Source organism: Micromonospora matsumotoense (assembly GCF_900091525.1).
In the GTDB taxonomy this organism is placed as follows: domain Bacteria; phylum Actinomycetota; class Actinomycetes; order Mycobacteriales; family Micromonosporaceae; genus Micromonospora; species Micromonospora matsumotoensis.
Genome location: NZ_FMCU01000001.1, coordinates 58,237 through 80,247, shown reverse-complemented (window position 1 = coordinate 80,247; position 22,011 = coordinate 58,237). Strand labels below are relative to the sequence as shown.

The 22,011-nt window shown below is 74.4% G+C and carries 13 protein-coding genes and 1 pseudogene; 7 read left to right on the top strand and 7 right to left on the bottom strand.

What is annotated here, in order from left to right; all coding sequences use genetic code 11:
• Positions 1-87: 87 nt before the first annotated feature.
• Positions 88-2,007, bottom strand: coding sequence for an anthranilate synthase family protein (locus GA0070216_RS00315; RefSeq protein ID WP_091237235.1), 1,920 nt, complete (start codon positions 2,005-2,007; stop codon positions 88-90).
• 227 nt (positions 2,008-2,234) lie between these two features.
• Here GA0070216_RS00315 and GA0070216_RS00310 point away from each other — a divergent pair, with 227 nt between their 5' ends.
• From GA0070216_RS00310 to GA0070216_RS00300, 3 genes are all read left to right on the top strand, one after another.
• Positions 2,235-3,662 (top strand): FGGY family carbohydrate kinase, encoded by a 1,428-nt coding sequence (locus tag GA0070216_RS00310; RefSeq protein ID WP_091237234.1) that lies wholly within the window; start codon positions 2,235-2,237, stop codon positions 3,660-3,662.
• A gap of 69 nt (positions 3,663-3,731) precedes the next feature.
• Entirely contained in the window at positions 3,732-6,299 is a 2,568-nt protein-coding gene (locus GA0070216_RS00305) for a sensor histidine kinase (protein ID WP_245722228.1), read from the top strand.
• Positions 6,299-6,718 (top strand): roadblock/LC7 domain-containing protein, encoded by a 420-nt coding sequence (locus tag GA0070216_RS00300; RefSeq protein WP_245722227.1) that lies wholly within the window; start codon positions 6,299-6,301, stop codon positions 6,716-6,718. The genes GA0070216_RS00305 and GA0070216_RS00300 overlap by 1 nt, the downstream gene beginning before the upstream one ends.
• A gap of 132 nt (positions 6,719-6,850) precedes the next feature.
• Here the strand turns inward: GA0070216_RS00300 and GA0070216_RS00295 are convergent, their stop codons facing one another.
• The gene (locus GA0070216_RS00295; RefSeq protein ID WP_091237232.1) at positions 6,851-8,347 is read right to left on the bottom strand and encodes a GH1 family beta-glucosidase; all 1,497 of its coding nucleotides are present in this window, start codon (positions 8,345-8,347) and stop codon (positions 6,851-6,853) included.
• Between the two features lie 893 nt (positions 8,348-9,240).
• Here GA0070216_RS00295 and GA0070216_RS00290 point away from each other — a divergent pair.
• Positions 9,241-12,147: a glycoside hydrolase family 48 protein gene (locus tag GA0070216_RS00290; RefSeq protein ID WP_091237231.1), complete on the top strand. Its 2,907-nt coding sequence runs from the start codon at positions 9,241-9,243 to the stop codon at positions 12,145-12,147.
• 326 nt (positions 12,148-12,473) lie between these two features.
• Here the strand turns inward: GA0070216_RS00290 and GA0070216_RS00285 are convergent, their stop codons facing one another.
• Positions 12,474-13,112, bottom strand: coding sequence for a DUF3159 domain-containing protein (locus tag GA0070216_RS00285; RefSeq protein ID WP_091237230.1), 639 nt, complete (start codon positions 13,110-13,112; stop codon positions 12,474-12,476).
• A 279-nt stretch (positions 13,113-13,391) separates the two neighbouring features.
• Here GA0070216_RS00285 and GA0070216_RS00280 point away from each other — a divergent pair, with 279 nt between their 5' ends.
• A complete protein-coding gene (locus GA0070216_RS00280) occupies positions 13,392-14,279 on the top strand; it encodes a phosphatase PAP2 family protein (protein ID WP_176738774.1) in 888 nt (295 codons plus the stop codon).
• Positions 14,280-14,361: 82 nt separating this feature from the next.
• Here GA0070216_RS00280 and GA0070216_RS00275 read toward each other — a convergent pair whose 3' ends face one another.
• Entirely contained in the window at positions 14,362-14,814 is a 453-nt protein-coding gene (locus GA0070216_RS00275) for a YbhB/YbcL family Raf kinase inhibitor-like protein (RefSeq protein ID WP_091237229.1), read from the bottom strand.
• A 541-nt stretch (positions 14,815-15,355) separates the two neighbouring features.
• Here GA0070216_RS00275 and GA0070216_RS00270 point away from each other — a divergent pair.
• Positions 15,356-16,330 (top strand): annotated as a pseudogene (locus GA0070216_RS00270) (LLM class F420-dependent oxidoreductase); the annotation flags it as partial.
• 97 nt (positions 16,331-16,427) lie between these two features.
• Positions 16,428-17,234 (top strand): SDR family oxidoreductase, encoded by an 807-nt coding sequence (locus tag GA0070216_RS00265; RefSeq protein WP_091237228.1) that lies wholly within the window; start codon positions 16,428-16,430, stop codon positions 17,232-17,234.
• 155 nt (positions 17,235-17,389) lie between these two features.
• Here GA0070216_RS00265 and GA0070216_RS00260 read toward each other — a convergent pair whose 3' ends face one another.
• From GA0070216_RS00260 to GA0070216_RS00250, 3 genes are read right to left on the bottom strand one after another with little or no spacing between them, the layout of a single operon-like run.
• Positions 17,390-19,852 carry a transglutaminase domain-containing protein gene (locus GA0070216_RS00260; protein ID WP_091238714.1) on the bottom strand — a complete coding sequence of 821 codons (2,463 nt, stop codon included), beginning with the start codon at positions 19,850-19,852 and terminating at the stop codon, positions 17,390-17,392.
• Positions 19,846-20,994 (bottom strand): DUF58 domain-containing protein, encoded by a 1,149-nt coding sequence (locus GA0070216_RS00255; RefSeq protein WP_091237227.1) that lies wholly within the window; start codon positions 20,992-20,994, stop codon positions 19,846-19,848. The genes GA0070216_RS00260 and GA0070216_RS00255 overlap by 7 nt, the downstream gene beginning before the upstream one ends.
• A gap of 10 nt (positions 20,995-21,004) precedes the next feature.
• Complete coding sequence (locus GA0070216_RS00250; protein WP_091238711.1) at positions 21,005-22,003, bottom strand: AAA family ATPase; 999 nt, start codon at positions 22,001-22,003, stop codon at positions 21,005-21,007.
• Between the last annotated feature and the right edge of the window lie 8 nt (positions 22,004-22,011).

Sequence of the window (22,011 nt, the reverse complement as noted above, 5' to 3'; positions counted from 1 at the left end):
CGGGCAGCCGGACCGCACCGGCCCGGCGGGTGACCGGTGGACCGGACGGGGGCTCTCGACCCGTCCGGTCCACCGGCCACCGCCCTGCTACCCGCTCACCGGATCACCATGCGCCGTCACCGCCGGTCGGGCCAGCAACTGCCCCAGCAACTCGGCCAGCACCGCCAGGCCGTCCCGGCTGAGCACCGACTCCGGGTGGAACTGCACCCCGGCGAAGGCCGGCCCGCGCAGCGCGTGCACCGACCCGTCCTGCGGGTCCCGGGCCAACTCCACCGGCCCGTACGGCGAGCCGATCCGGTCGGTGGCCGCCCGCGCGGTGAACGTCGAGTAGAAACCCACCCGACGCGGCACCCCGAACAGCGACACCTCTCGTTGCAGCCCCTGGTAGGGGGCGGTGCGGCGGTGCAGCGTCAACCCCAGCAGCCCGCTGAGCAGTTGGTGACCCAGGCACACCGCCAGGGTGGGCCGGCCCGCGTCGAGCCGCCGGGTCAGCAGCCCGCGCAGGGCCGCCATCTTCGGTTCGTCGACCGCGCCGGGGTCACCCGGCCCGGGGCCGACGACCACCAGGTCGTACCCCTCGTCCTGGCCGGGGGTGTGCCACGGCCGGACGTCCACCGCCAGGCCCAACGCCCGCAACTGGTGGGCGAGCATCCCGGTGAAGGTGTCCTCCCCGTCGACCACCAGCGCCCGCCGGCCGGTCGCCCCGGGCAGCACCGTCGCGCCAGGCACCCGCTGGTCGAGCCAGAACCGGGCCAGCGGGGCGTTGCGGGCGGCGAGCACCGCGCGGATCTCCGGGTCGTCGGCCAACCGCACCGGCGGGTACGGGCCGACGGCCGCCGCCTGCGGGCCCAGCCCCAGCGCGGCGAGCACCCCGGCGGCCTTGGCGTGCGTCTCGGCGACCTCGCCGGCGGCGGTGGAGTGGCGGACCAGGGTCGCCCCGACCGGCACCCGCAGCTGCCCGGCGGGGGAGATCTCGGCGGTCCTGATCAGGATCGGCGCGTCCAACGTCTGCCGGCCCTCGGCGTCGCGGCCCAGCAACGCCAGCACGCCGGAGTAGTAGCGCCGGCCGGTACGTTCGTGCCGGGCGATCACCCGGCAGGCGTTCTGCATCGGGCTGCCGGTCACCGTCGGGGCGAACATGGTCTCCCGCAGCACCTCCCGGACGTCCTTCGTGCCCCGACCGGCCAGCAGGTACTCGGTGTGCGCCAGGTGCGCCATCTCCTTGAGGTACGGCCCGACCACCTGGCCGCCGTGCTCGGCGACGCCGGCCATCATCTTCAGCTCCTCGTCGAGGACCATGTAGAGCTCCTCGACCTCCTTCGGGTCGCGCAGGAACCGCAGCAGCCCGTCCCGCTCGGCGGCCGTCCCGGTGTGTCGGAAGGTGCCGCTGATCGGGTTCATCATGACCAGGCCGTCGTCGACGCTGACGTGCCGTTCCGGGCTCGCGCCGACCAGTATCCGGGTGCCGGTGTGCACCAGGAACGTCCAGTACGCGCCCCGCTCGTCGCGCAGCAGCCGGCCCAGCGCCGCCAGCGCGGCACCCAACGGGGCGCCCTGCACCGTGGCGTGCAGGGTGCGGTGGATGACGAAGTTCGCCCCCTCACCCCGACCGATCTCCTCGGCCAGCACCCGTTCGACGACCCGCGCGTACTCCTCGTCGTCGATGTCGAAGGCGGCGTCGCCGGTGACCACCGGCCCGGTCGGCAGGGCGGCGAGCAGGTCGGCCAGCGGCAGCTCGACGTGCCCGGTGACGGTCAGGTACTCCAGCGGGACACCGTCGTCCACGCACTCGAAGCCCCGTTCGGCGATCTGCCGGTACGGCACCAGCGCCAGCGTCCGGGGGCCGGGACCGCCCTCGGGCAGCGGCAGATCGGCGAGCCGGTCGGCGACGTGTACCGGGCCGGTGAACAGGTCGACGTGGTCGATGCCCTCGCGGCGGAGCAGGACGAACGGGCCGGGGTCCCCGCCGTCGGCGACGGCGGCGAGCAGGTCGTACGGGTGGTTCATCGGGTTCTCCTCGTGGGCCGGGCCGCTTCGTCGGGCGGCCCCGGTGCCGGGGAGGTATCCGTCGGCCGCCTCGTCGGGGCGGCCGCGTGAGAGCTACGCGCGGGGGATGGCCGCCGGGTCGGCGGGCCACCAGCAGGTCAGGTGCGCGGGCATAACGACACCCTAGGCGGCGCACGGGCGGCGGGGAAGGGCGTTCCCACCGGCAGCGCCGGGTAGCGTGACCCGCGATGAACATTCTCGCTCTCGACCTGGGCACCTCCTCGGTACGGGGACTGGTGCTCGACGCCGACGCCGATCCGCTGCCGGGAGCGTTGGCCCGCCGCAGGGTGCACCTGTCGGTCACCGAGGACGGTGCCGGCACCCTGGACGCCGCCGCCTACCTGGCCGGCCTGACCGAGTGTCTGGACGAGTTGGCCGCCGCCGGTCACCTGCGCGACGTCCGGCTGGTCGCGGTCTGCGCGCAGTGGCACTCGGTGCTGCCCCTGGACCGGGCCGGTGACCCGCTCGGCCCGGTGCTGACCTGGCTGGACACCCGGCCCGCACCCGCCACCGGCGCGACCGGCCCGGCCGATCCCGAGGACTTCCACGGCCGTACCGGAGCGTGGTGGCACCGCTGCTACTGGTCGGTGCGGCTGCCCTGGCTGCGGGACCGGACGACCGGGGTGACCCGGTTCGCCGGCCTGGTCGAGTACATCCTCGGCCAGTTGCTCGACAGCGCGCCGATGTCGGTGTCGATGGCCTCCGGCACCGGCCTGCTCGACCTGCGTCGGCTCGACTGGGACGCCGAGGCCGCCGCGTTGGCCGGGGTCCGGCCGGGCGAGCTTCCCGAGCTGGCCCCGATGGACTGGCACGGCCGGTTGCGGTCCGCGCACGCCCGGCGGTGGCCGCAACTCGCCGAGGCGGACTGGGCCGCCCCGGTCGGTGACGGGGCCGCCTCCAACGTCGGCTCCGGCTGCGTGGACCCCCGCCGGGCGGCGGTCACCGTCGGCACGTCGGCCGCGGTACGGCTGATCCAGCGGGTCCCGGCCGCCACGGCGTTGCCGCCCCTGCCCGCCTCGCTGTGGCGCTACCGGGTGGACCACGAGTACGTGGTGACCGGCGCGGCGTACTCGTCCGGGGGGAACCTGTTCGCCTGGGCCAACCGGGAACTGCGGCTACCCGAGGGGGCCGACCTCGACGCGGCGTTGGCCCGGTTGTCCCCGGACGGTCTGCTCTCCGTGAATCCACGGCTGGGCGGGGACCGGCCCCCCGGTCTGACCCCGGCCGGCTCCGGTGAGCTGCGCGGGCTCAGCTTCTCCAGCACCGGGGTGGACATCCTCGCCGGCCTGATGACCGGGTTGTGCCGGATGGTCGCCGACGACCTCGCCGTGCTGGAGTCCGGTGTCGACTCCCCGGTCGAGGTGGTGCTCGGTGGGGGAGCGGTGACCGCCTCCGCGTGGTGGCGTACGGCGTTCGCCGCGGCGCTCGCGCCGCGACCGGTCCGGCACCGCGCGGAGCGGGAGATCGGGGCCACCGGCGCCGCGCTGGTCGCCCTGGGTCGGGTGCCCGATGCGGACCGGCTCGGCGGCACCGGCCGTACGGAGGAGGACCCCTTGCCGACCTCGACCGCCGGGTCCGGCACGTCCGCCCGGCCGGATGCCCCGTCGACCCGTTGACACTGGTGTCTGGCCTGGTTGGATGGACCGGGCCCCCCGTCGTGGGGACGGGGACCGAGGAGGCGAGACGTGGACGCAGGTCCCGACCCGACACCGAGCGCGGAGTCGCCGGGTCGGAACCGGCTCGACGAGCGGGTCGTGCCGCATCGACGGCGCTCGCCGTTGCGGCTGCGGGACTGGCGGATGCGGACCAAGCTCGCCACCGTCCTGGTCATCCCGTCGGTGGCGTTCCTGGTGCTGGCCGGGGTGCAGGCCACCGGCCTGGTCGGGCGGACCACCGCGCTCAACGACTTCGCCCGGCAGGTCGGCATCGGTCAGCAGATCACCACGGCGGTGGACCGCCTCCAGCAGGAACGGGACCGCACCGCCGGTGAACTGGCGGCGCTGCGCCGTGCGGGCACCTCCGCCGACCGGGACGCCGCACTGCTCGCCCTGCGGCCGCTGCACTCCGCCACCGACACGGCCGTCGGCGCGCTGCGCGAGGCGGCCGGCCCGCTGGCCGACTCCGACGCCGCCTGGCAGGTCGCCTACGCGGAGGCGCTGGAGGCGTACGACCAGGTGGTCTACATCCGGGCGGCGGTGCCGCCGGCGGTGCTGAGCAGCGAGACCATCCTCGGTAACTACCACCGGGCGGTGGAGGCGCTGCTCGGGCTGCTCGCCGAGCCCGACCCCGGGCCGGACCGGCCGGAGCTGACCGATGTGGTGCTGCGTTACGTGCAGCTGGCCCGGGTCAAGGAGCTGTCGTCGCGAATCCGGGGCCAGCTGTACGCCGCCGGCCGGGCCGGCCGGTACGGCCTGGAGGACCAGGTGAACCTGACCGACCTGCGGGCCCAGCAGTTGGCCGCGTTGGGCGCGTTCCGGGTCGCCGCGACCGCCGCCCAGATCCAGGCGTACGACCGGACCTCCCGCGAGGGGGCGTTCGTCGACGCCACCCGGTTGGAGGAGAAGAGCATCGCGACCGGCAGCACCGCACTGCCTGCGGTGCTGCCCGCGAACCAGTGGTGGACGGCCAGCGAGCAGCGGCAGGCGCTGCTGCGGCAGTTGGAGACCCGGGTGCTCGACGACGCGGTGGTCCGGGCCGACGAGGTCAGCGGCGCCCAGCTGCGCACCACCCTGCTGGTGCTCGGCGGCGTCGTGGTGGTGCTCGCCCTGGCGGTGCTGCTCGCCGTGCTGGTGGGCCGGTCGATCGCGAACTCGATGCAGCGGCTGCGTGACCAGGCCCTGCGGATCGCCCAGGTCGAGCTGCCGCACGCCCTGGACCGGTTGCGTGCTGTCGACGGTGGGGTGCCGGAGATCGACGTGCCGCCCGCCGTGGTCCGGTCGCTCGACGAGATCGGCGAGCTGGCCGAGGCGTTCGTGGCGGTGCACCGCAGCGCGGTCAGCGTGGCGGTGGAGCAGGCGGAGACCCGGCGTACCGTCAACGCGATGTTCGTGAACCTGGCCCGACGCAGCCAGGTGCTGGTGGAGCGGCAGCTGGAGCTGCTCGACGACCTGGAACGGGAGGAGGCCGACCCGGACCAGTTGGAGAACCTGTTCAAACTGGACCACCTGGCCGCCCGGATGCGCCGTAACGACGAGAGCCTGCTGGTGCTGGCCGGCACCGAGTCCACCCGCCGGTGGAACCGACCGGTGCGGTTGGGCGCGGTGCTGCTCGCCGCCAGTGCCGAGATCGAGCAGTACCAGCGGGTCCGCCACGAGTCGGTGGCCGACCTGTACGTGGTCGGGCACGCCGTCGGCGAGCTGGTGCACCTGATGGCGGAGCTGCTGGAGAACGCGACCGCCTTCTCCCGGCCGGACACCGCGGTCCAGGTGACCGCGCGGGCCGAGGGCGGTGGTGCGGTGGTGGAGATCGCCGATGCCGGCCTCGGTATGAGCCCGACGGCGTTGGCGCAGGCCAACGCGGTGCTGGCGGCGCCACCGGCGGCGGACGTGGCGGCCATCGAGCGGATGGGTCACTTCGTGGTCAGCCACCTGGCCGCACGGCACGGCGTCGGGGTGCGGCTGACGGCCGCGGGGCAGGGTCTGGTGGCGCGGATCGCGCTGCCGGCGACCCTGCTCGCGCCGGCTCCGGCGGTGGAGCTGGACGCGCCCGCCGGGCAGCGGGCCCTCACCACCTTCGCCCCGGTCGACCCGGTGCCCCGCCGCGTCGAGGCGGCGCGTCAGTCCGGGCCGGTCGGCCCGGCCGACCTGCCGGTGGCCGGGCGGCCCCCGCAACAGTGGCCGGGGGTGCCGGACCAGCGGCCCGGGCTGCCGGCCACCCTGCCGGTTCGCGCCGCGGACGTGCTGGCGCCGGTGGCCCCCGCCCCGGCCGACGAGGGTGGCGGTTGGTGGTCCCGGCAGGGGCCGGCCCCGTCCTCGCCGGTGTCGCTGGGGAAGAGCACTCCGGCACCGCCGCTCACCCCGGTGACCGGCGGCACCAACGACCGGGGACTGCCGGTGCGGGTGCCGATGGCCCAGTTGACCTCGGTGACCGAGCCGGCCCGGCCATCGTCGGCGCGGGTGCGCGAGGACCTGGACCCGGAGGCGGTGGGCGGGATGCTGTCGCGGCTCTACAGCGGCGTGCGCCGTGCCGAGGCCGAGGAGACCACCGAGTTAATCTTGCCGCCGGGTGCGCGCAGCGAAGGAGGACGACAGTGATGACACTGAGCCAGGAGGCGCGTGACCTGAACTGGTTGGTCAACGCGTTCGCGGAGCGGGTGCCCGGGGTGGCGCACGCGGTGGTGGTCTCCTCGGACGGTCTGCTGGTGGCGATCTCGGCGCACTTGCCCCGGGACCACGCGGACAAGTTGGCGGCGGTCACCTCGGGGCTGATGAGCATCACCGCGGGCGCGGCCCAGATGTTCGACGGGGACATCGTCAAGCAGACGGTGGTCGAGATGGGCCGGGGCTACTTCCTGGTGATGCAGATCCGCGACGGTTCGATCCTGGCCACCCTGGCCGGCGCGGACGCGGACGTCGGCGTGGTGGGCTACGAGATGGCCCGGCTGGCCAAGCAGGCCGGCGAGATGCTGACCCCGGCGCTGCGCGCGGAACTCCAGCAGGCCCTGCCCCGCTGACCCGGCGCGGGGCGGGACGGCCGGGGGCACCGGTGCGGAGCTACGAGGACGGTGCCCGTCGGCTGCCGGGCCGGACCGCCCCCACGCGGTCCGGCCGTGCCGGTGGTGTCTTCCGTTTCCCGGCCGACGGCCCTACAGGCCGTTGTCCCGGATGACCTGGCGGTACCAGTGGGCGCTGCGCTTCAGGACCCGCCGCTGGGTCGGGTAGTCCACATAGACCAGCCCCCAACGCTGTTCGTATCCCTCTGCCCACTCGAAGTTGTCCAGCAGCGACCAGACGTGGTAGCTCTCCAGTGGTACGCCGTCGGCGATGGCCCGGTGGGCGGCGGCGAGGTGGTCGCGCAGGAAGGCGATCCGACCGGGGTCGTCGACGGTGCCGTCCGGGCCGAGGGTGTCCGGGCAGGGCAGGCCGTTCTCGGTGACGGTGATCGGGATCGGTCCGTAGTCGCGGGTGACCCGGGTCAGGGTGTCGTACATGCCCTGCGGGTAGATCTGCTGCCAGTCCGCCTCGCTGGTGGGCCAGCGGGTGACGGTGTTGCCGTTGCCGGTCAGGTAGAGCGGGGTGTAATACTGCACCGCGAGCAGGTCGACCGGGCTGGCGATGATCGCCAGGTCACCGTCGCGGATGCCCTTGACCATCCGGCTGTCCGGGCCGAGGTCGGCCAGCACGTCGGCCGGGTAGGCCCCGGTGAGGATGGAGTCCAGGTAGAGCCGGTTCTCGTACCCGTCGTGCAGGGTCGCGGCAGAGGCGGCGGCCGGGCTGTCATCGGCGGGGTAGCACGGGTGCAGGTTCAGCGCCGGGCCGATCCGGGTGTCGTAGCCGGTGGCGCGCAGCGCGCGGACGGCGAGGCCGTGGGCGAGCTGGAGGTGGTGGGCAACCAGGTAGGCGGCGTCGGCGTCCTGCCGGCCCGGGGCGTGGTGGCCCCAGAGGTAGCCGTTCTGCACCACGGTCTTGGGTTCGTTGATGGTCAGCCAGACCGGCACCTGGTCGCCGATGCCCCGGTAGACGGCGTTGGCGTAGTCGGCGAACCGGTGGGCGGTGTCCCGGTTCTCCCAGCCGCCGTCGTCCTGCAACGCCTGCGGCAGGTCCCAGTGGAAGAGGGTGACCATCGGGGCGATGCCGCGTTCGTGCAGCCCGTCGATGACCCTTCTGTAGAAGTCGAGCCCGCGCTGGTTGGGCTTGCCGGTGCCGTCGGCCTGGATCCGGGGCCAGGAAATGGAGAACCGGTAGCTGCGCAGCCCGAGGTCGCGCATCAGGTCCAGGTCGTCGGCCCAGCGGTGGTAGTGGTCGGCGGCCACGTCCCCGGTGTCACCGTTGCGGGTACGTCCGGGGGTGTGGCTGAAGGTGTCCCAGACCGATTCGCCCCGGCCGTCCTCCTTCGCGGCACCCTCGATCTGATACGCCGAGGTGGCGGCGCCCCAGCCGAAGTCGTGCGGGAATCGCACCCGCTCCGCGGTGGGGTCGGCGCTCGGGTCGCCACCCTTCGGCGTGTCACAGCCGGCGGCGAGGGCGCCGGTGGCCGCGATCAGGCCACCGGCACCGGTGGCGGCGGAGAGCCCGGCGCCGGCGGTGGCGGTGGCGGAGAGCGCGGCGCGCCGCAGCAGGCGTCGCCGGGTGAGTATCGACATGGATCTTTCTCCTCAGGGTGCGGGCCACCCCGACGGCCGGGAGCGCTCCCAGCGCGGGCGTGCGACGGCCCGGCCGCCACGGGGGCGGACCGCCAGCCTAGAGGGCCGCGCGCGTGGGCGGCCGGGATGGGGAATCGGGAGTGTGGCGGGCGCCGTCGAGGGACGGTCGGCCCAACTGCCGAGGGGCAGATAGCGATCGAGGCCGGCCGGGCGGCGCGCACGCCTGACCCGTCGGCCTCTTTTCCTGTCGAGTACGGGGGTTTAGTGTGGGGACGGGGGAGGGCAACCCCCGTCCCCACCTGTGTTGCACACACGCACGCTCGAATTGGCGTCCGGTCATGCGTGTCGCGCGGGAGCCGGGCCACGCGAGTGGCTCTGGTTCCACCTCCCTCCGTGATGGTGGGTGATGGCTGGCGACGGTGTCCGGGCTGGCCCGTCGTCAGCCGTTCGGGCTGAACCCCGTGGTCGGGCGACCACGGTTCTGACCTTCACTTGTTGCATCTCCGTCGATGGAAGCGCTCCCATCGGCGATGCTGCGACTGTAACGCCCGTCACGGCTTTGTGAAAGCCCCTAAACGAGATCGAAACATCGACCTGCGTTTCGATACTGGTAGTTGTTGTGGGAGCGCTTCCATGGCACACTGTCGAATCAACGCAGCGGAGCCAAGCACGCGCGAGTGATGGGTCGCCGAGGGCATCCGGGTCTCCCGGACGGCACCCGAAGGAACGGCACGGCCGGTCTGAGCGGCCGTACCCCGTCCCTGCCCCGGCCCACCGGCCGGACCGACCACCATTCCGGCGCCTCCGTCCCCCCGCGCACCCCTGTATCCGCGCGTGGAGGTGCCTCCGCCGGGGCCCGCAGCCCCGGCCCGGTCCGAGGAGACACCGCGCACATGAGACTCATGGCAAGACGTCGCCGCACGGCGATGCTCGCCGCCACCGCACTCGCCATCGGCGGGGTTGGCCTGCCGGCCAGCGCGGCCCAGGCCGCGCCGGCCTGCGACGTGGTCTACGCCACCAACGACTGGGGCAGCGGCTTCACCGCGAACGTCACCATCAAGAACATGGGCGACGCGCTCAGCAGCTGGTCGCTCAAGTGGACCTTCCCGAACAGCAGCCAGCGGGTCACCCAGGGCTGGTCGGCGAAGTGGAGCCAGAGCGGCAGCGAGGTCACCGCCAACAGCGAGTCGTACAACGGCAGCCTCGGCACCGGGGCCTCCACGATCATCGGCTTCAACGGCTCCTACTCGGGCAGCAACCCGAAGCCGACGTCGTTCACCCTGAACGGCACCCCGTGCAACGGCACTCCGGCCAACCAGCCGCCGACGGTCTCCCTCGGCGTGCCCGCCGGCCCGTTCACCGCGCCGGCCGACGTGCCGCTGACCGCCACCGCGAGCGACCCGGACGGGACGATCAGCAAGGTCGAGTTCTACCGCAACGGCCTGCTGGTCAACACGGACACCTCCGCGCCGTACGGCTACACGCTGACCTCGCTGCCGGCCGGCAGCTACACGGTCCAGGCCAAGGCGTACGACAACGCCAACGGCATCGGCGTCGCCGAGAAGTCGTTCACCGTCGGCGCCGCCACCGGCCCGGTGCTGGTCGCCACGCCGTCCACGGTGAGCGTCAACGAGGGTGGCAGCACCACCTTCAACCTCAAGCTGAGCGCCGCGCCCTCGGGCAACGTGCCGGTCACCCTCACCCGCGCCGGTGACACCGACATCACGGTCTCGCCGTCCACCGTCACGCTGACCCCGAGCAACTGGAACACCGGGGTCACCGTCACGGTCGCCGCGGCGGAGGACACCGATACCGCCGGTGGCGCCGCCACCATCACCGCGGCCGGCACCGGAGTCTCCTCGGTGGTGGTCACCGCCACCGAGATCGACAACGACACCCCCGGTGGGGACAACGCCTACGTGGCGAAGTTCCTGGAGCAGTACGGCAAGATCAAGAACTCGGGCTACTTCAGCCCCGAGGGCGTGCCGTACCACTCGATCGAGACGCTGATCGTCGAGGCGCCCGACCACGGCCACGAGACCACCTCCGAGGCGTTCAGCTACTGGCTGTGGCTGGAGGCCTACTACGGCCGGGTGACCCAGAACTGGGCCCCGTTCAACAACGCGTGGACGGTGATGGAGAAGTACATCATCCCCACCCACGCCGACCAGCCCACCGCGGGCTCCGCCGGCACCCCGCAGTACGCCGCGGAGTACAACCTGCCCAGCCAGTACCCGTCGGCGCTGAACGCCAGCGTCCCGGTCGGCCAGGACCCGCTGCGCTCGGAGCTGCAGTCCACCTACGGCACCGGCGACATCTACGGCATGCACTGGCTGATGGACGTCGACAACACCTACGGCTTCGGCCGCTGCGGTGACGGCACCACCAAGCCGGCGTACATCAACACCTTCCAGCGCGGCACCCAGGAGTCGGTCTGGGAGACCATCCCGCAGCCGTCCTGCGACACCTTCAAGCACGGCGGCCAGTACGGCTACCTCGACCTGTTCGTCAAGGACTCGAGCGCCCCGGCCAAGCAGTGGAAGTACACCAACGCCCCGGACGCCGACGCCCGCGCCATCCAGGCCGCGTACTGGGCGCAGACCTGGGCCAAGGCGCAGGGCAAGCAGGCCGACGTCGCGGCCACCGTGGCCAAGGCCGCCAAGATGGGCGACTACCTGCGGTACGCGATGTACGACAAGTACTTCAAGAAGATCGGCAACTGTGTCGGGGCCAGCACCTGCCCCGCCGGCACCGGCAAGGACTCGGCGCACTACCTGCTGTCCTGGTACTACGCCTGGGGCGGCGCGTACGACGCCAGCGCGGGCTGGTCCTGGCGGATCGGTTCCAGCCACAACCACTTCGGCTACCAGAACCCGTTCGCGGCCTGGGCGATGACGAACGTGAACGAGCTGAAGCCGAAGTCCCCGACCGCGGTCGCGGACTGGCAGAAGAGCCTCGACCGGCAGCTGGAGTTCTACACCTGGCTCCAGTCCGCCGAGGGCGGCATCGCCGGTGGCGCCACCAACAGCTGGGACGGTAGCTACGCCCAGCCGCCGTCGGGCACCGCCACCTTCTACGGCATGTTCTACGACGTCGACCCGGTCTACAACGACCCGCCGTCGAACCAGTGGTTCGGCATGCAGGTCTGGTCGATGCAGCGCATCGCCGAGCTCTACCTGGAGACCGGCAACACCAAGGCCAAGGCGCTGCTCGACAAGTGGGTGCCGTGGGCGATCGCCAACACCAAGCTGGGCACCAACTGGTCGGTCCCGTCCGAGCTGAAGTGGACGGGCCAGCCCGCCAACTGGAACCCGAGCAGCCCGGCGGCCAACACCGGCCTGCACGTCGAGGTCATGTCCACGGGCCAGGACGTCGGCGTCACCGGCTCCCTCGCCCGGACCCTGATCGCGTACGCGGCGAAGTCCGGCAACACCCAGGCGAAGACCACCGCCAAGGGCCTGCTGGACGCGCTCTCGACGGCCAGCGACAGCAAGGGTGTCTCGACGACGGAGACGCGCGGCGACTACAAGCGCTTCGACGACGTCTACAACGCCACCGACGGCCAGGGTCTCTACGTGCCGCCGGGCTGGACCGGGAAGATGCCCAACGGTGACACCATCGCCGCCGGCAAGAGCTTCCTGGACATCCGGTCGTTCTACAAGAACGACCCGGACTGGCCGAAGGTCGACGCGTACCTCAAGGGCGGCCCCGAGCCGACGTTCAACTACCACCGGTTCTGGGCCCAGTCCGACATCGCCATGGCGTACGCGGACTACGGGATGCTCTTCCCGAACGGCTGAGTTGACCCTGCCGGGTGGGTGGCGCGGCGCCGCCCACCCGGAGGCCGACCGGGCCCGGGGGAGCGGACGCCCGGTCGGCGGGCGGCCTGATTCCCACGGTCAGGCCGGGGGTGGGTCGACCGTCCGGCCGACGCAGCGGAACGGCCGGCCCACCCCACCATCCCCCTTCCCCGCCTCGGCGGGAAAGCCGTGAAAAAAGAGGGCGCGCGGGATAACGCGACGCCACCTGACGGAGTACCGTGTTGATCGGAGAGGCCGCTCCCCCCGTGGCGGCCTCTCCATTAACGTCTCCACCCCCGGCCACACCCCGGCCCTCCGGTCGCGCCTCAGCGGGGTTCCACCGGGTGTCGCAGCCCCGGATGACCGGTCGGTAGCGACCGGCGGATCACCACCCAGCTCACCGTCAGCGCCGCCGCCACCAGCGGCCAGGTCAGCGCGACCCGGGCCACGGTCAACGCGAGCACCTGCCCGCCCAGCCACAGCGGCAGGAACACCGCCACCCGCACGACGTACGTCGCCGCCCACACCCAACTGCCCCGCCCGTACGCCCGCAGCAGCGCCGGGTCGCGCCGCCACCGCCCGCGCTGTCGCAACGCCGCGCCGACGACCACCCCGAGCAGCGGTCGGCGCACCACGATGCTGACCATCCAGACCAGCGCGCTGGCCAGGTTCGAGAAGACCTGCACCGCGAAGAAGTCGGCCGCCCGGCCGGTGCGCAGGGCCACCACCGCGGCCAGGCAGACCGCGAGCAGCCCGATCAGCACCGCCCGGGGACGGTCCCCGCGCCGCCACCGCCACAGCGCCACTGCCGTGCCGGCCAGCACGGCCACGGCGACCCCGCCGACGACCGACCGTCCGGTGGCCAGCCAGCCGATGGTGAACGCCACCGGCGGCAGGGTCGCGTCGACCGCGCCGCCCCGGCCACCGAGCAGGCTGGCCAACGACTCCGCCTGGTCCGTCGCCACCGCCGGTTCCCGCCCCGCCGGCTGCCCGACCGCCGACCCCGGTGCCGCCGACTGCGGTTCCCGCCCGTGTGGTGTCGGCGGCTGTGGTGCGGGCCCGTGCGGTGCGGGCCCCTGCGGTGCGGGCCCCTGCGGTGTTGGCGGGTCACCGGCCGGCGGCTGCCGGGTCGGTCGTCCGTGCTGCGGTGTGCCGGTCACCGTCACCTCCCGTGGTCCGGGTGTCAAGGTATCCGGGTCGAGCCGGTGGGCCCCCGCGCGACGTGCCGGGCATGCCGCTACGGTGTGCGGGTGCGAGCGACGGCAAGGGGTTGGACCGCGGTCTGGTTGGTCGTGCTGGCGTTGGCCCAGACGGCGGCCTTCCTGCTGGTGTGGCGGTTCGCCGTGCACACCGGCACCGGGCAGTGGCTCGACACGGTCGCGTTGACCGGCAACCGGATCGGCCAGGACCGCATCGACGGGCCGGTCAACCGGATCCTCAACGCCATGTCGGTGGTCTCCCTGCTGGCGGCCATGGTGGTGATCTTCTTCATCGCCCTGATCCGGGGCCGCAAGGCGCTCGCCATCTCGGCCACCCTGCTGATCGCCGGGGCGAACGTCACCACCCAGGTGCTCAAGCACGTCATCGACCGGCCGGCGCTCGGTATCGATCCGCAACGCGACGCGGTCGGCAACAGCCTGCCCAGTGGACACACCACCATCGCCGCCTCGGTGGCGCTGGCGCTGATCCTGGTGCTCCCGGCCAAGGTGCGCGTCCTCGGGGCGTTCCTCGGGGTCGCGTACGCGGCCGTCGCCGGGGTCGCCACCCTCTCCGCCGGCTGGCACCGGCCCAGCGACGCGATCGCCGCGTTCCTGGTCGTCGGGGTCTGGGCGGCGTTGGCCGGCCTGCTCCTGCTGATCTTCCAGCACGAGCAGGCGCAGGTCGCCCCGGACGACGCGCACAAGGTGGCCGCCAGCGTGCTCGGCGTCGGCGGCCTGCTCGCCGTCCTCGGCTGCGGACTGGCCCTGTCCGGTCTGCTCGACCAGCAGCAGGTGCCGGTGGACGAGTTGGCCCGCCGGCCCCTGTTCATCGGGTACGCCGGCAGCGCCGCCGGTATCGCCGGCACCATGGGGGTGGTGGCGGCGCTGGTGCTGCTCTCCGTGCACCGCCTGGTGCCCCGCTGGAAGGGCTGACGGCGGCCCTGCGCCACCGGTCGGCGGTCCACGGGCTCGCCGACGGGTCGACGTCCGGGTCCCGGCCGTCGTGGCGTCGCCGCTAACGGCGGTAGGTCCCCACCATCGTCCCGCTGGCCAGTCCCCGGCCGGCGATCGCCGCGTGCACGTCGGCCGCCTGCGGTTCGTCGGCCAGGTCCGGGGGACGCTCCAGCGCGTACAGCCGGAAGAAGTACCGGTGCGTCTCCTCGCCCTGCGGCGGGTGCGGCCCGCCCCAACCGGTCGTGCCGAAGCCGTTGGGCCATTCCCGACCACCCTCGGGCAGCGCCCCCTCTCCCATCCCGTCCGAGGTGGGGGAGATGCCGGTGACCAGCCAGTGCAGGAACGGGCTGCGCCCGGCGTCCGGGTCCTCCACCAGCAGGAGCAACTCGGTCGCCGCCGACGGCACGTCGGACCACTGCAACGGCGGTGACACGTTGCCGCCGTCCCGGGCGAACCGCCCCGGCAGCAGGTCGTGATCGGTGAACGCGGTGCTGCGCAGCATCAACCCGGCCATCTGGCGACCGCCCCCTCTCCTCGGCCCGCCGCGGGTACCCGGCCCCACCCCGGCGAAACCGGATGCCAGGCTGTGACCATGGACGCGGCGTACCCGGACGACCGGACAGCGGCGGTACGCGAGGCGTTCCGCGGCAAACCCCCATCACCCCGGGCAGCCCCGCCGCTGCTGCCGCTATCCCCGGTGATCAAGAAGTTTGTGTCATGTTGATGATCGAACTTGACGTGAACCTCTTGATCACCGGGGACCGCAGCGGTGGGGTGGGGTGGGCCGGGTGGGGTGGTTAGAGGGGTGGGGCGGCGGGTTCTGTGGGTGAGCGCGAAGGCGTACACCAGGTCGAAGAAGAGCTCCAGGAAGGTCGCGCCCTGCGCCGGCCCCGGTACGCCGCAGCGGGGCGGCCTGGTCGCCGCCCGTCATGATCGCCCGCAGCTGCCGTCGGCCCCGCCCACCAGGGGTCAGCAGCAGTCCGGCCGGACCCGGGGACGGACAACGCGACGATCCACCCTTGTTCCGCCGGGGACGAGCGGGCACCATCGACCGGATGACGAACCGATGGGGCTTCACGGTGCCGCTGACCGGCGTCCCGCTCGCCGAGCACGCCGCCTGCTACGCGGCCCTCGAACGGGCCGGTTTCACCGACCTGTGGTCGTCCGAGGTCAACGGCACCGACGCGTTCACCCCGCTGGCGCTGGCCGCCGCCTGGCAGCCCGGGCTGCGGCTGGGCACCGCGATCACCCCCGCCTTCACCCGGGGGCCGGGCCTGTTGGCGATGAGCGCGGCGGCGCTGGCCGAGGCCGCCCCGGGCCGGTTCGCGCTGGGCATCGGCGCGTCCTCCCCGGTGGTGGTGGGGGACTGGAACGGCGTGCCCTACACCGAACCGTTCCGGCGTACCCGCGACCTGTTGCGGTTCCTCCGGCCGGCCCTGCGGGGCGAGACGGTCGACGGGGCGTTCGACACCTTCCGGGTGCGCCGGTTCACCCTGGAGCGCCCGCCGGCCAGCCCACCACCGCTGCTGCTGGCCGCGCTGCGTCCGGGGATGCTGCGGCTCGCCGCCGCCGAGGCCGACGGGGTGATCCTCAACTGGCTGGCCGCCGACGACGTCCCCCGGGTCCGCGCCGAGCTGACCGGTCGCGGCCCGGGCTTCGACGTGGTCGCCCGGATCTTCGTCTGCCCCACCGAGGACGCCGATCACGCCCGCGCTCTCGGCCGCCGGCTGATCACCAGCTACCTCACCGTCCCCGCGTACGCGGAGTTCCACCGTTGGCTCGGGCGGGAGCCGGTGCTCGGCCCGGTCTGGGCGGCCTGGGCCGCCGGTGACCGGCGGGCCGCCGCCGCGGCCGTCCCGGACGAGCTGGTCGACGCGCTGATCCTGCACGGCGCCCCCGAACACTGCCGCGACCAGGTCCGCCGTTACGCCGACGCCGGGGTGGACGTGCCGGTGCTCGCCCTGCTGCCCACCCCGGAGCTGGCCGCCGGCGGGGCCGCCGCGCTGGGCGACGTGATCGCCCGGCTGGGACCGCCGCCGGCCCTGGACGGCCGGGCCGGTGCGCCGCCGGCCCCGGGGAGCGGGGCGGACGCGCGCCGCAGCGGGCAGCCGACGGGACGGCACTGAGATGAACCTGACCGACCGGGTGGTGGTGATCACCGGGGGCGCGGGCGGCATCGGGTCCGCGTTGGCCCGCCGCTTCGCCGCCGAGGGGGCCGCCGCCGTCGTCCTGGCCGACCTGGACGCCGAGGCGACCGCCGCAGTGGCGCAGACCGTCGGCCCGGTCGCCCGGGCGGTCGCCGTCGATGCCGCCGACGAGGGCCAGGTCCGCGACCTGGTGGCCGACACCGAGCGACGGTACGGCCGGATCGACCTGTTCTGCGCCAACGCGGGCGTGGCCACCGGCGTCGGCATCGAGGCCCCCGACGCCGACTGGGACCGGGCCTGGCGGGTCAACGTGCTGGCCCACGTGTACGCCGCCCGCGCCGTGCTGCCCGGCATGCTGGCCCGGGGCGGTGGCCACCTGATGCACACCTGTTCGGCGGCGGGGGTGCTGACGGCGGTCGGCGACGCCCCGTACACCGCCACCAAACACGCGGCGGTCGGGTTGGCCGAGTGGTTGGCGATCACCTACCGGGACCAGGGCCTCCGGGTCAGCGCCCTGTGCCCGCAGGGGGTGGACACCCCGATGCTCGCCGACGGGCTGGCCACCGGCCACCTGGCCGCCCGGGTGATCGCCGCCTCCGGCCCGGTGCTCACCCCCGACCAGGTCGCCGACGCGGTGGTCGCCGGGCTGGCCGAGGAGCGTTTCCTCATCCTGCCCCACCCGGAGGTCGCCGGGTACGCGGTGCGCCGCGCCGAGGACCCGGACGGCTGGCAGGCCGGCCTGCGCAAACTCGTCCGCCGGCTGCGCGCCACCCCGCCGCCGCCGTAGTCGCCACCCCCGCCGGCGTGGTCGCCACCCCGCCGCCGCTCTCGTGGTCGCCGCCACCCGCCGTCGTGGTCGACCACCGGCCGCCGCCGTGCATGCCGCGCGGGCCCGGGGTGAGCCGCTCGCCTGTCACCGGGTCGCGGGACCGTGCCGGGTGGTCAGCGGGGCCAGCGCAGCGGGCCGGGACGCACCGACCAGAGCAGCCGCCGCCAGCGCGGACGGGCCGCCCGCAGCGCCGTCGCGTACTCCTCGGCGATGCGCCGCGCCCGGTCGGCCTGGGCGTCGGTCAGCGTGCCCGGGGCGAAGGCCGCCTGGTTGAGCAGCCCGGCCAGCTCCGCCAGCCCCACCGGGTCCCCGCCGCCGGAGTTCCCGCCACGGCCGGAACTCCCGGCGGGACGGGAACCCCCGGCGCGGCCGGCGTCCTCGGCGAGGGCCTGCCGGGCCCGGTCGGCGATCTCGGTGGCGGACAGCTCCCCGCCGACCGGCCGTCCCGACAGCCGCAGCGCGTCGGTGGTGTGCCGCCACGCGCCGCCGACCCGGGTGCCCGGGTCACCCCGGGTCAGCCGGTTCCGGGTCTGCGCCCGACGGCGCCAGGCCAGCACCCCCAGGGCCACCCCGGCCAGCAGCAAGCCGCCGGTGCCGGCCCCCACCAGCAGCGGCGTCCGCCCGCCGCGGTCCTCGACCTCCCGGCCCGGTGCGGCCACCGCCGGTGGGGTGGTCGGCGGGGTCAGGGTCGGTTCGGGCACCTCCGACGGCGGCGGGCTCTGCGGTGCCGGACGGAAATCCTCCTCCACCGGACGGGGCGTGCTGTCGGGGCGGGGCCGCGGGTCGAACGGCACCCACCCCACCCCCGAGAAGAGCACCTCCGGCCAGGCGTACGCGTCGGCGGCCCGGACCGGCCCGTCCCCCCGGGAGGTGAACCCCACCACCACCCGGGTGGGCAGCCCGGTCAACCGGCCCAGCACCGCGAAGGCGGCGGCGAACTGCTCCGAAGTGCCCCGCTGACCGCCGCCACCGCGCGGCCCGAACAGGAAGAACTCCAGATTCGGGTACGCGTGCCCGCTCGGCGCGTCCGCCACCAGCCGGTAGTGCTCGGCGAGGAACTGCTCCACGGCCGCCGCCCGCGCGTACGGGGCACCGTTCTCCTCGGCCAGTTGGGCGGCGAGCCGGCGCAACGGCTCCGGCGTCCCGTCGGCCACCCGCAGCACCCGGGCCACCTGCGCACCGGCCGGTACGTCGGCGGTGCCGAGCAGGTTCGCCTCCGGCTGTTCCCGTGCCGAGGTGACCGTGTACGTCAACCCCGGCACCAGCCCCTCCGGTCGGATCAGCGTCCCGCTCTCCGGGTCGTACGCCACCCGCGCGCCGTCGACCGACCGGGGGGTGGCCACCGCCGGCAGCAGGCGGCCGGTCAACCCGGCCACGGTGATCTCCTGCCGGACGGTGTCCACCACCCCCGGCCCCGGGTCCGTGACGGGCAGGACCCGCCCGGCGGTGCGGTAGGTCGCGCCGACCCGCCAGGTGACCCCGTCGTAGTCGCTGAGCACCGCCAACCGGATCGTGGTGGGCCCACCGGCCGGGGCCCGGGTCGACACGTCCAGCAGTTTGCGCTGCGGGTCCAACGCCCACCCGGAGATCCGGATCAGCGGGTTCTCGTCCAGCGACTCCACCCGGGGCGGTGGCACGTAACGACGTGGGTCGACCGGCCGGTGGTCGACCCATCCGGCCAGCACCGGACCGAGCAGGGCGGCGAGCCCGACCACCACCGCCACCCCGGCGGCGGAGACCGCCGTCGCCCTGACCCGCACCGTGGCCCGGACGCCCGGTGGCAGGCCGACGGTCGGGTCCGCGCCGGAGGCACGCCCGCCGGCCAGGGCGACCGCGACCAGCCCGGCGAAGGCCACCGTCGGCCAGATCGCCGGTCCCGCGTTCGGGCCGACCACGTAGACGGCCCCGACATAGAGCGACGTGGCCGGCAGGAAGCCGAGCAGCACCCGCCCGGCCCGCAGCGCCACCTCGGCACCGGCCAGCCCGGCCAACCAGGCGGCGACCACCGGCACCAGCACCGTGTCCGGCGCCGGCTCGACCGGGATCATCGCGGTGAGCAGGCGGGGCACCGCGTTGCCGGCGGCGTCGGCGGTCACGTCGAGGAAACCACCCGGCAGATCGGCGTGGTCGGCGGCGAGCCGCACCGACCAGGCCGTCGCGCCGAGCATGGCGGCCACCGACAGCGGCGCCACCAGCCAGGAGGGCAACCGGCGGGTCGCCACGCTGACCAGCACCGCGCCCAGGGCCGCGCCGCACACCAGCCGGATCAGCAGGTCACCCGCGTACACCCGGTTGAGCACCACGCCGGCCAGCCCGATGGCGGCGACCAGCGCCGTCGGCACCACGGCGGCCCGGAGCAGCCGCCCGGCGACCCGGCCCGTCGCCCGCTCCCGCCCGCCGCCGGCCGGCCCGCCATTGCCGGTCACCGCGCGGTCCCGCCCGTCGCCGGCCGGCCTGCCGTCGCCGGCCACCGCGCGATCCGGTCCGTCGCCGACCGGTCCGTCGCCGGCTGCCTCCGGGCGGTCGGGGCGGCGCGGAGGGGTCGGCCCGTCGTGCGGGTCGGTCACCGTCACCATCGGCGGACCGCGTCCCACGCGGCGGCGAACGTCGCGCCGTCGACCGCGTCGAGCACCACCGGCCCGGCCGCCGTCGGCGTCGGCCCGGCCGCCCCCAGCACCCCCACCAGCACCGACGGGTACGCCCCGCGCAGCGCGCCCACCCGCCCCACGTCGTCGCGGCCACCGGGGCCGGTGAGGAAGACCAGCGTGTCGCCGGGCCGGTCCCCGCGCAGCCCGGTCAGCGTCGCGCCCAGCACCCCGCCGGGGTCGTCGCCGGTCAGGGTCACCGCGGCCAGCCGGTCCAGCGGCGGGTCGGTGGCCCGGTCGTCAGCCGGGTCGACCAGCACCAACACCACCGGCAGGTCCTGGCGGAACGCGGCCACCACCAGCGAGGCCGCCGCCTCGCACGCCGCCTCGAACGACGCGGCCACCCCGCCGACCCGGTCCGGGTGGGCGGTCGACCGGTTGTCCAACAGCACCACGATCCGGGGCAGCGAGGTGTCCACGTTCTCCCGCACCATCAGCTCACCCACCCGGGCGCTGGTCCGCCAGTGCACCCGGCGCAACTCGTCGCCCACCACGTACTCGCGCAACGAGTCGAAGGTGATCGACCCGTGCGGCACCCCGTCCACCCGGCCGTCCAGGCTGCGTCCCGCGCCGGTCGGCACCGCCACCAACGGGTGCACCCGGGGATGCACCCGGATCACCGTCGCCGGCCCGTACGCGCGGGTCGCCGCGCACAGGCCCAGCGGGTCGCGGCGGGTCACCCGCAACGGCCCCACCGGCAGCACCCCGCGTCGACGGGTCGGCACGTCGTACCCGAGGGTGGTGTCCCGGCCGGGGCGCAACCGCAGCAACGGCACCGGCACCGGGCGGCCCGCGCAGCGGTCCTCGGCCAGCAGGCTGGTCACCCGCAGCCGGCCGGTGTTGCGCACCGTCAGCGTCATCCGGGCCGGCTCGCCCACCGCCACCCGGTCCGGATCGGCCACCCGGTCCACCACCAGCCGGGGGCGTCGGGCCGCGCCCAGCACCGCCTGCCCGACCGCCACCGCGCCCGCCGCCCCCAACACGGTCAGCTCCGGATAGCCGAACCGCCACCCCGTGCCGAGCAACGCGGTCGCGGCGACGAGCAGCCCGGTGCCCCGGGTGGTGAACCCCATCCCGGCCCGGTCAGCCGTGCGACGGGGTCGACTGGCCCGACGGCAGCGGCACCGGCACCGACGCCACCGCCTGACGCAGCACCTCGGCGGCGGTCACCCCGCGCACCTGCGCGTCGGCGGTGAGCAGCAGCCGGTGGGCGAAGACCGGCTCGACGAGCGCCTTCAGATCCTCCGGCATGATCCACCCCCGGCCGTCGATCAGCGCGTACGCGCAGGCCGCCCGGGTCAACGCGATCACCCCACGGGGGCTGACCCCCACCCGTACCTGCGGGTGCTGGCGGGTGGCCGTGGCCAGCCGGACGGCGTACCCGTAGAGCGGTTCGGCGATGTGCACCCGGCGGGCCATCCGGACCATCTCCCCGACGGTGGCCGTGTCGGTGACCGGTTGCAGCGAGTCGGGGGAGCGGACCGTCGCCCCGCGCAGCACCTCCACCTCGACCGCCTCGTCCGGGTAGCCCACCGACAGCTTCACCAGGAACCGGTCCAGCTGGGCCTCGGGCAGCCGGTACGTGCCGTCCATCTCCACCGGGTTCTGGGTGGCGACCACCAGGAACGGCTGCGGCACCGGGTGCCGGACACCGTCCACCGTGACCGTCCGTTCCTCCATCACCTCCAGCAGCGCCGACTGGGTCTTGGGCGAGGCCCGGTTGATCTCGTCGGCGATGACGATGTTGGCGAACACCGGCCCCGGGTGGAACTCGAAACCCCGGGTGGCCTGGTTGAAGATCGTCACCCCGGAGACGTCCGAGGGCAGCAGGTCCGGGGTGAACTGGATGCGCCGCCACTGGCCCTGCACGGTCGCCGCCACCGCCCGGGCCAGGGTGGTCTTGCCCACCCCGGGCACGTCCTCCAGCAGCACGTGCCCCTGGGCGAGCAGGGCGGTCAACGCCAACCGCACCACCTCCGGCTTGCCCAGCACGACCGCGTTGACGTTCTCCGCCAGCCGGGCGGCCAGGGCGGCGAAACCCTGGACCTCCGGCTGGCTGAGCGGTGCGGGGGTGTCGTTCACGACGGCGG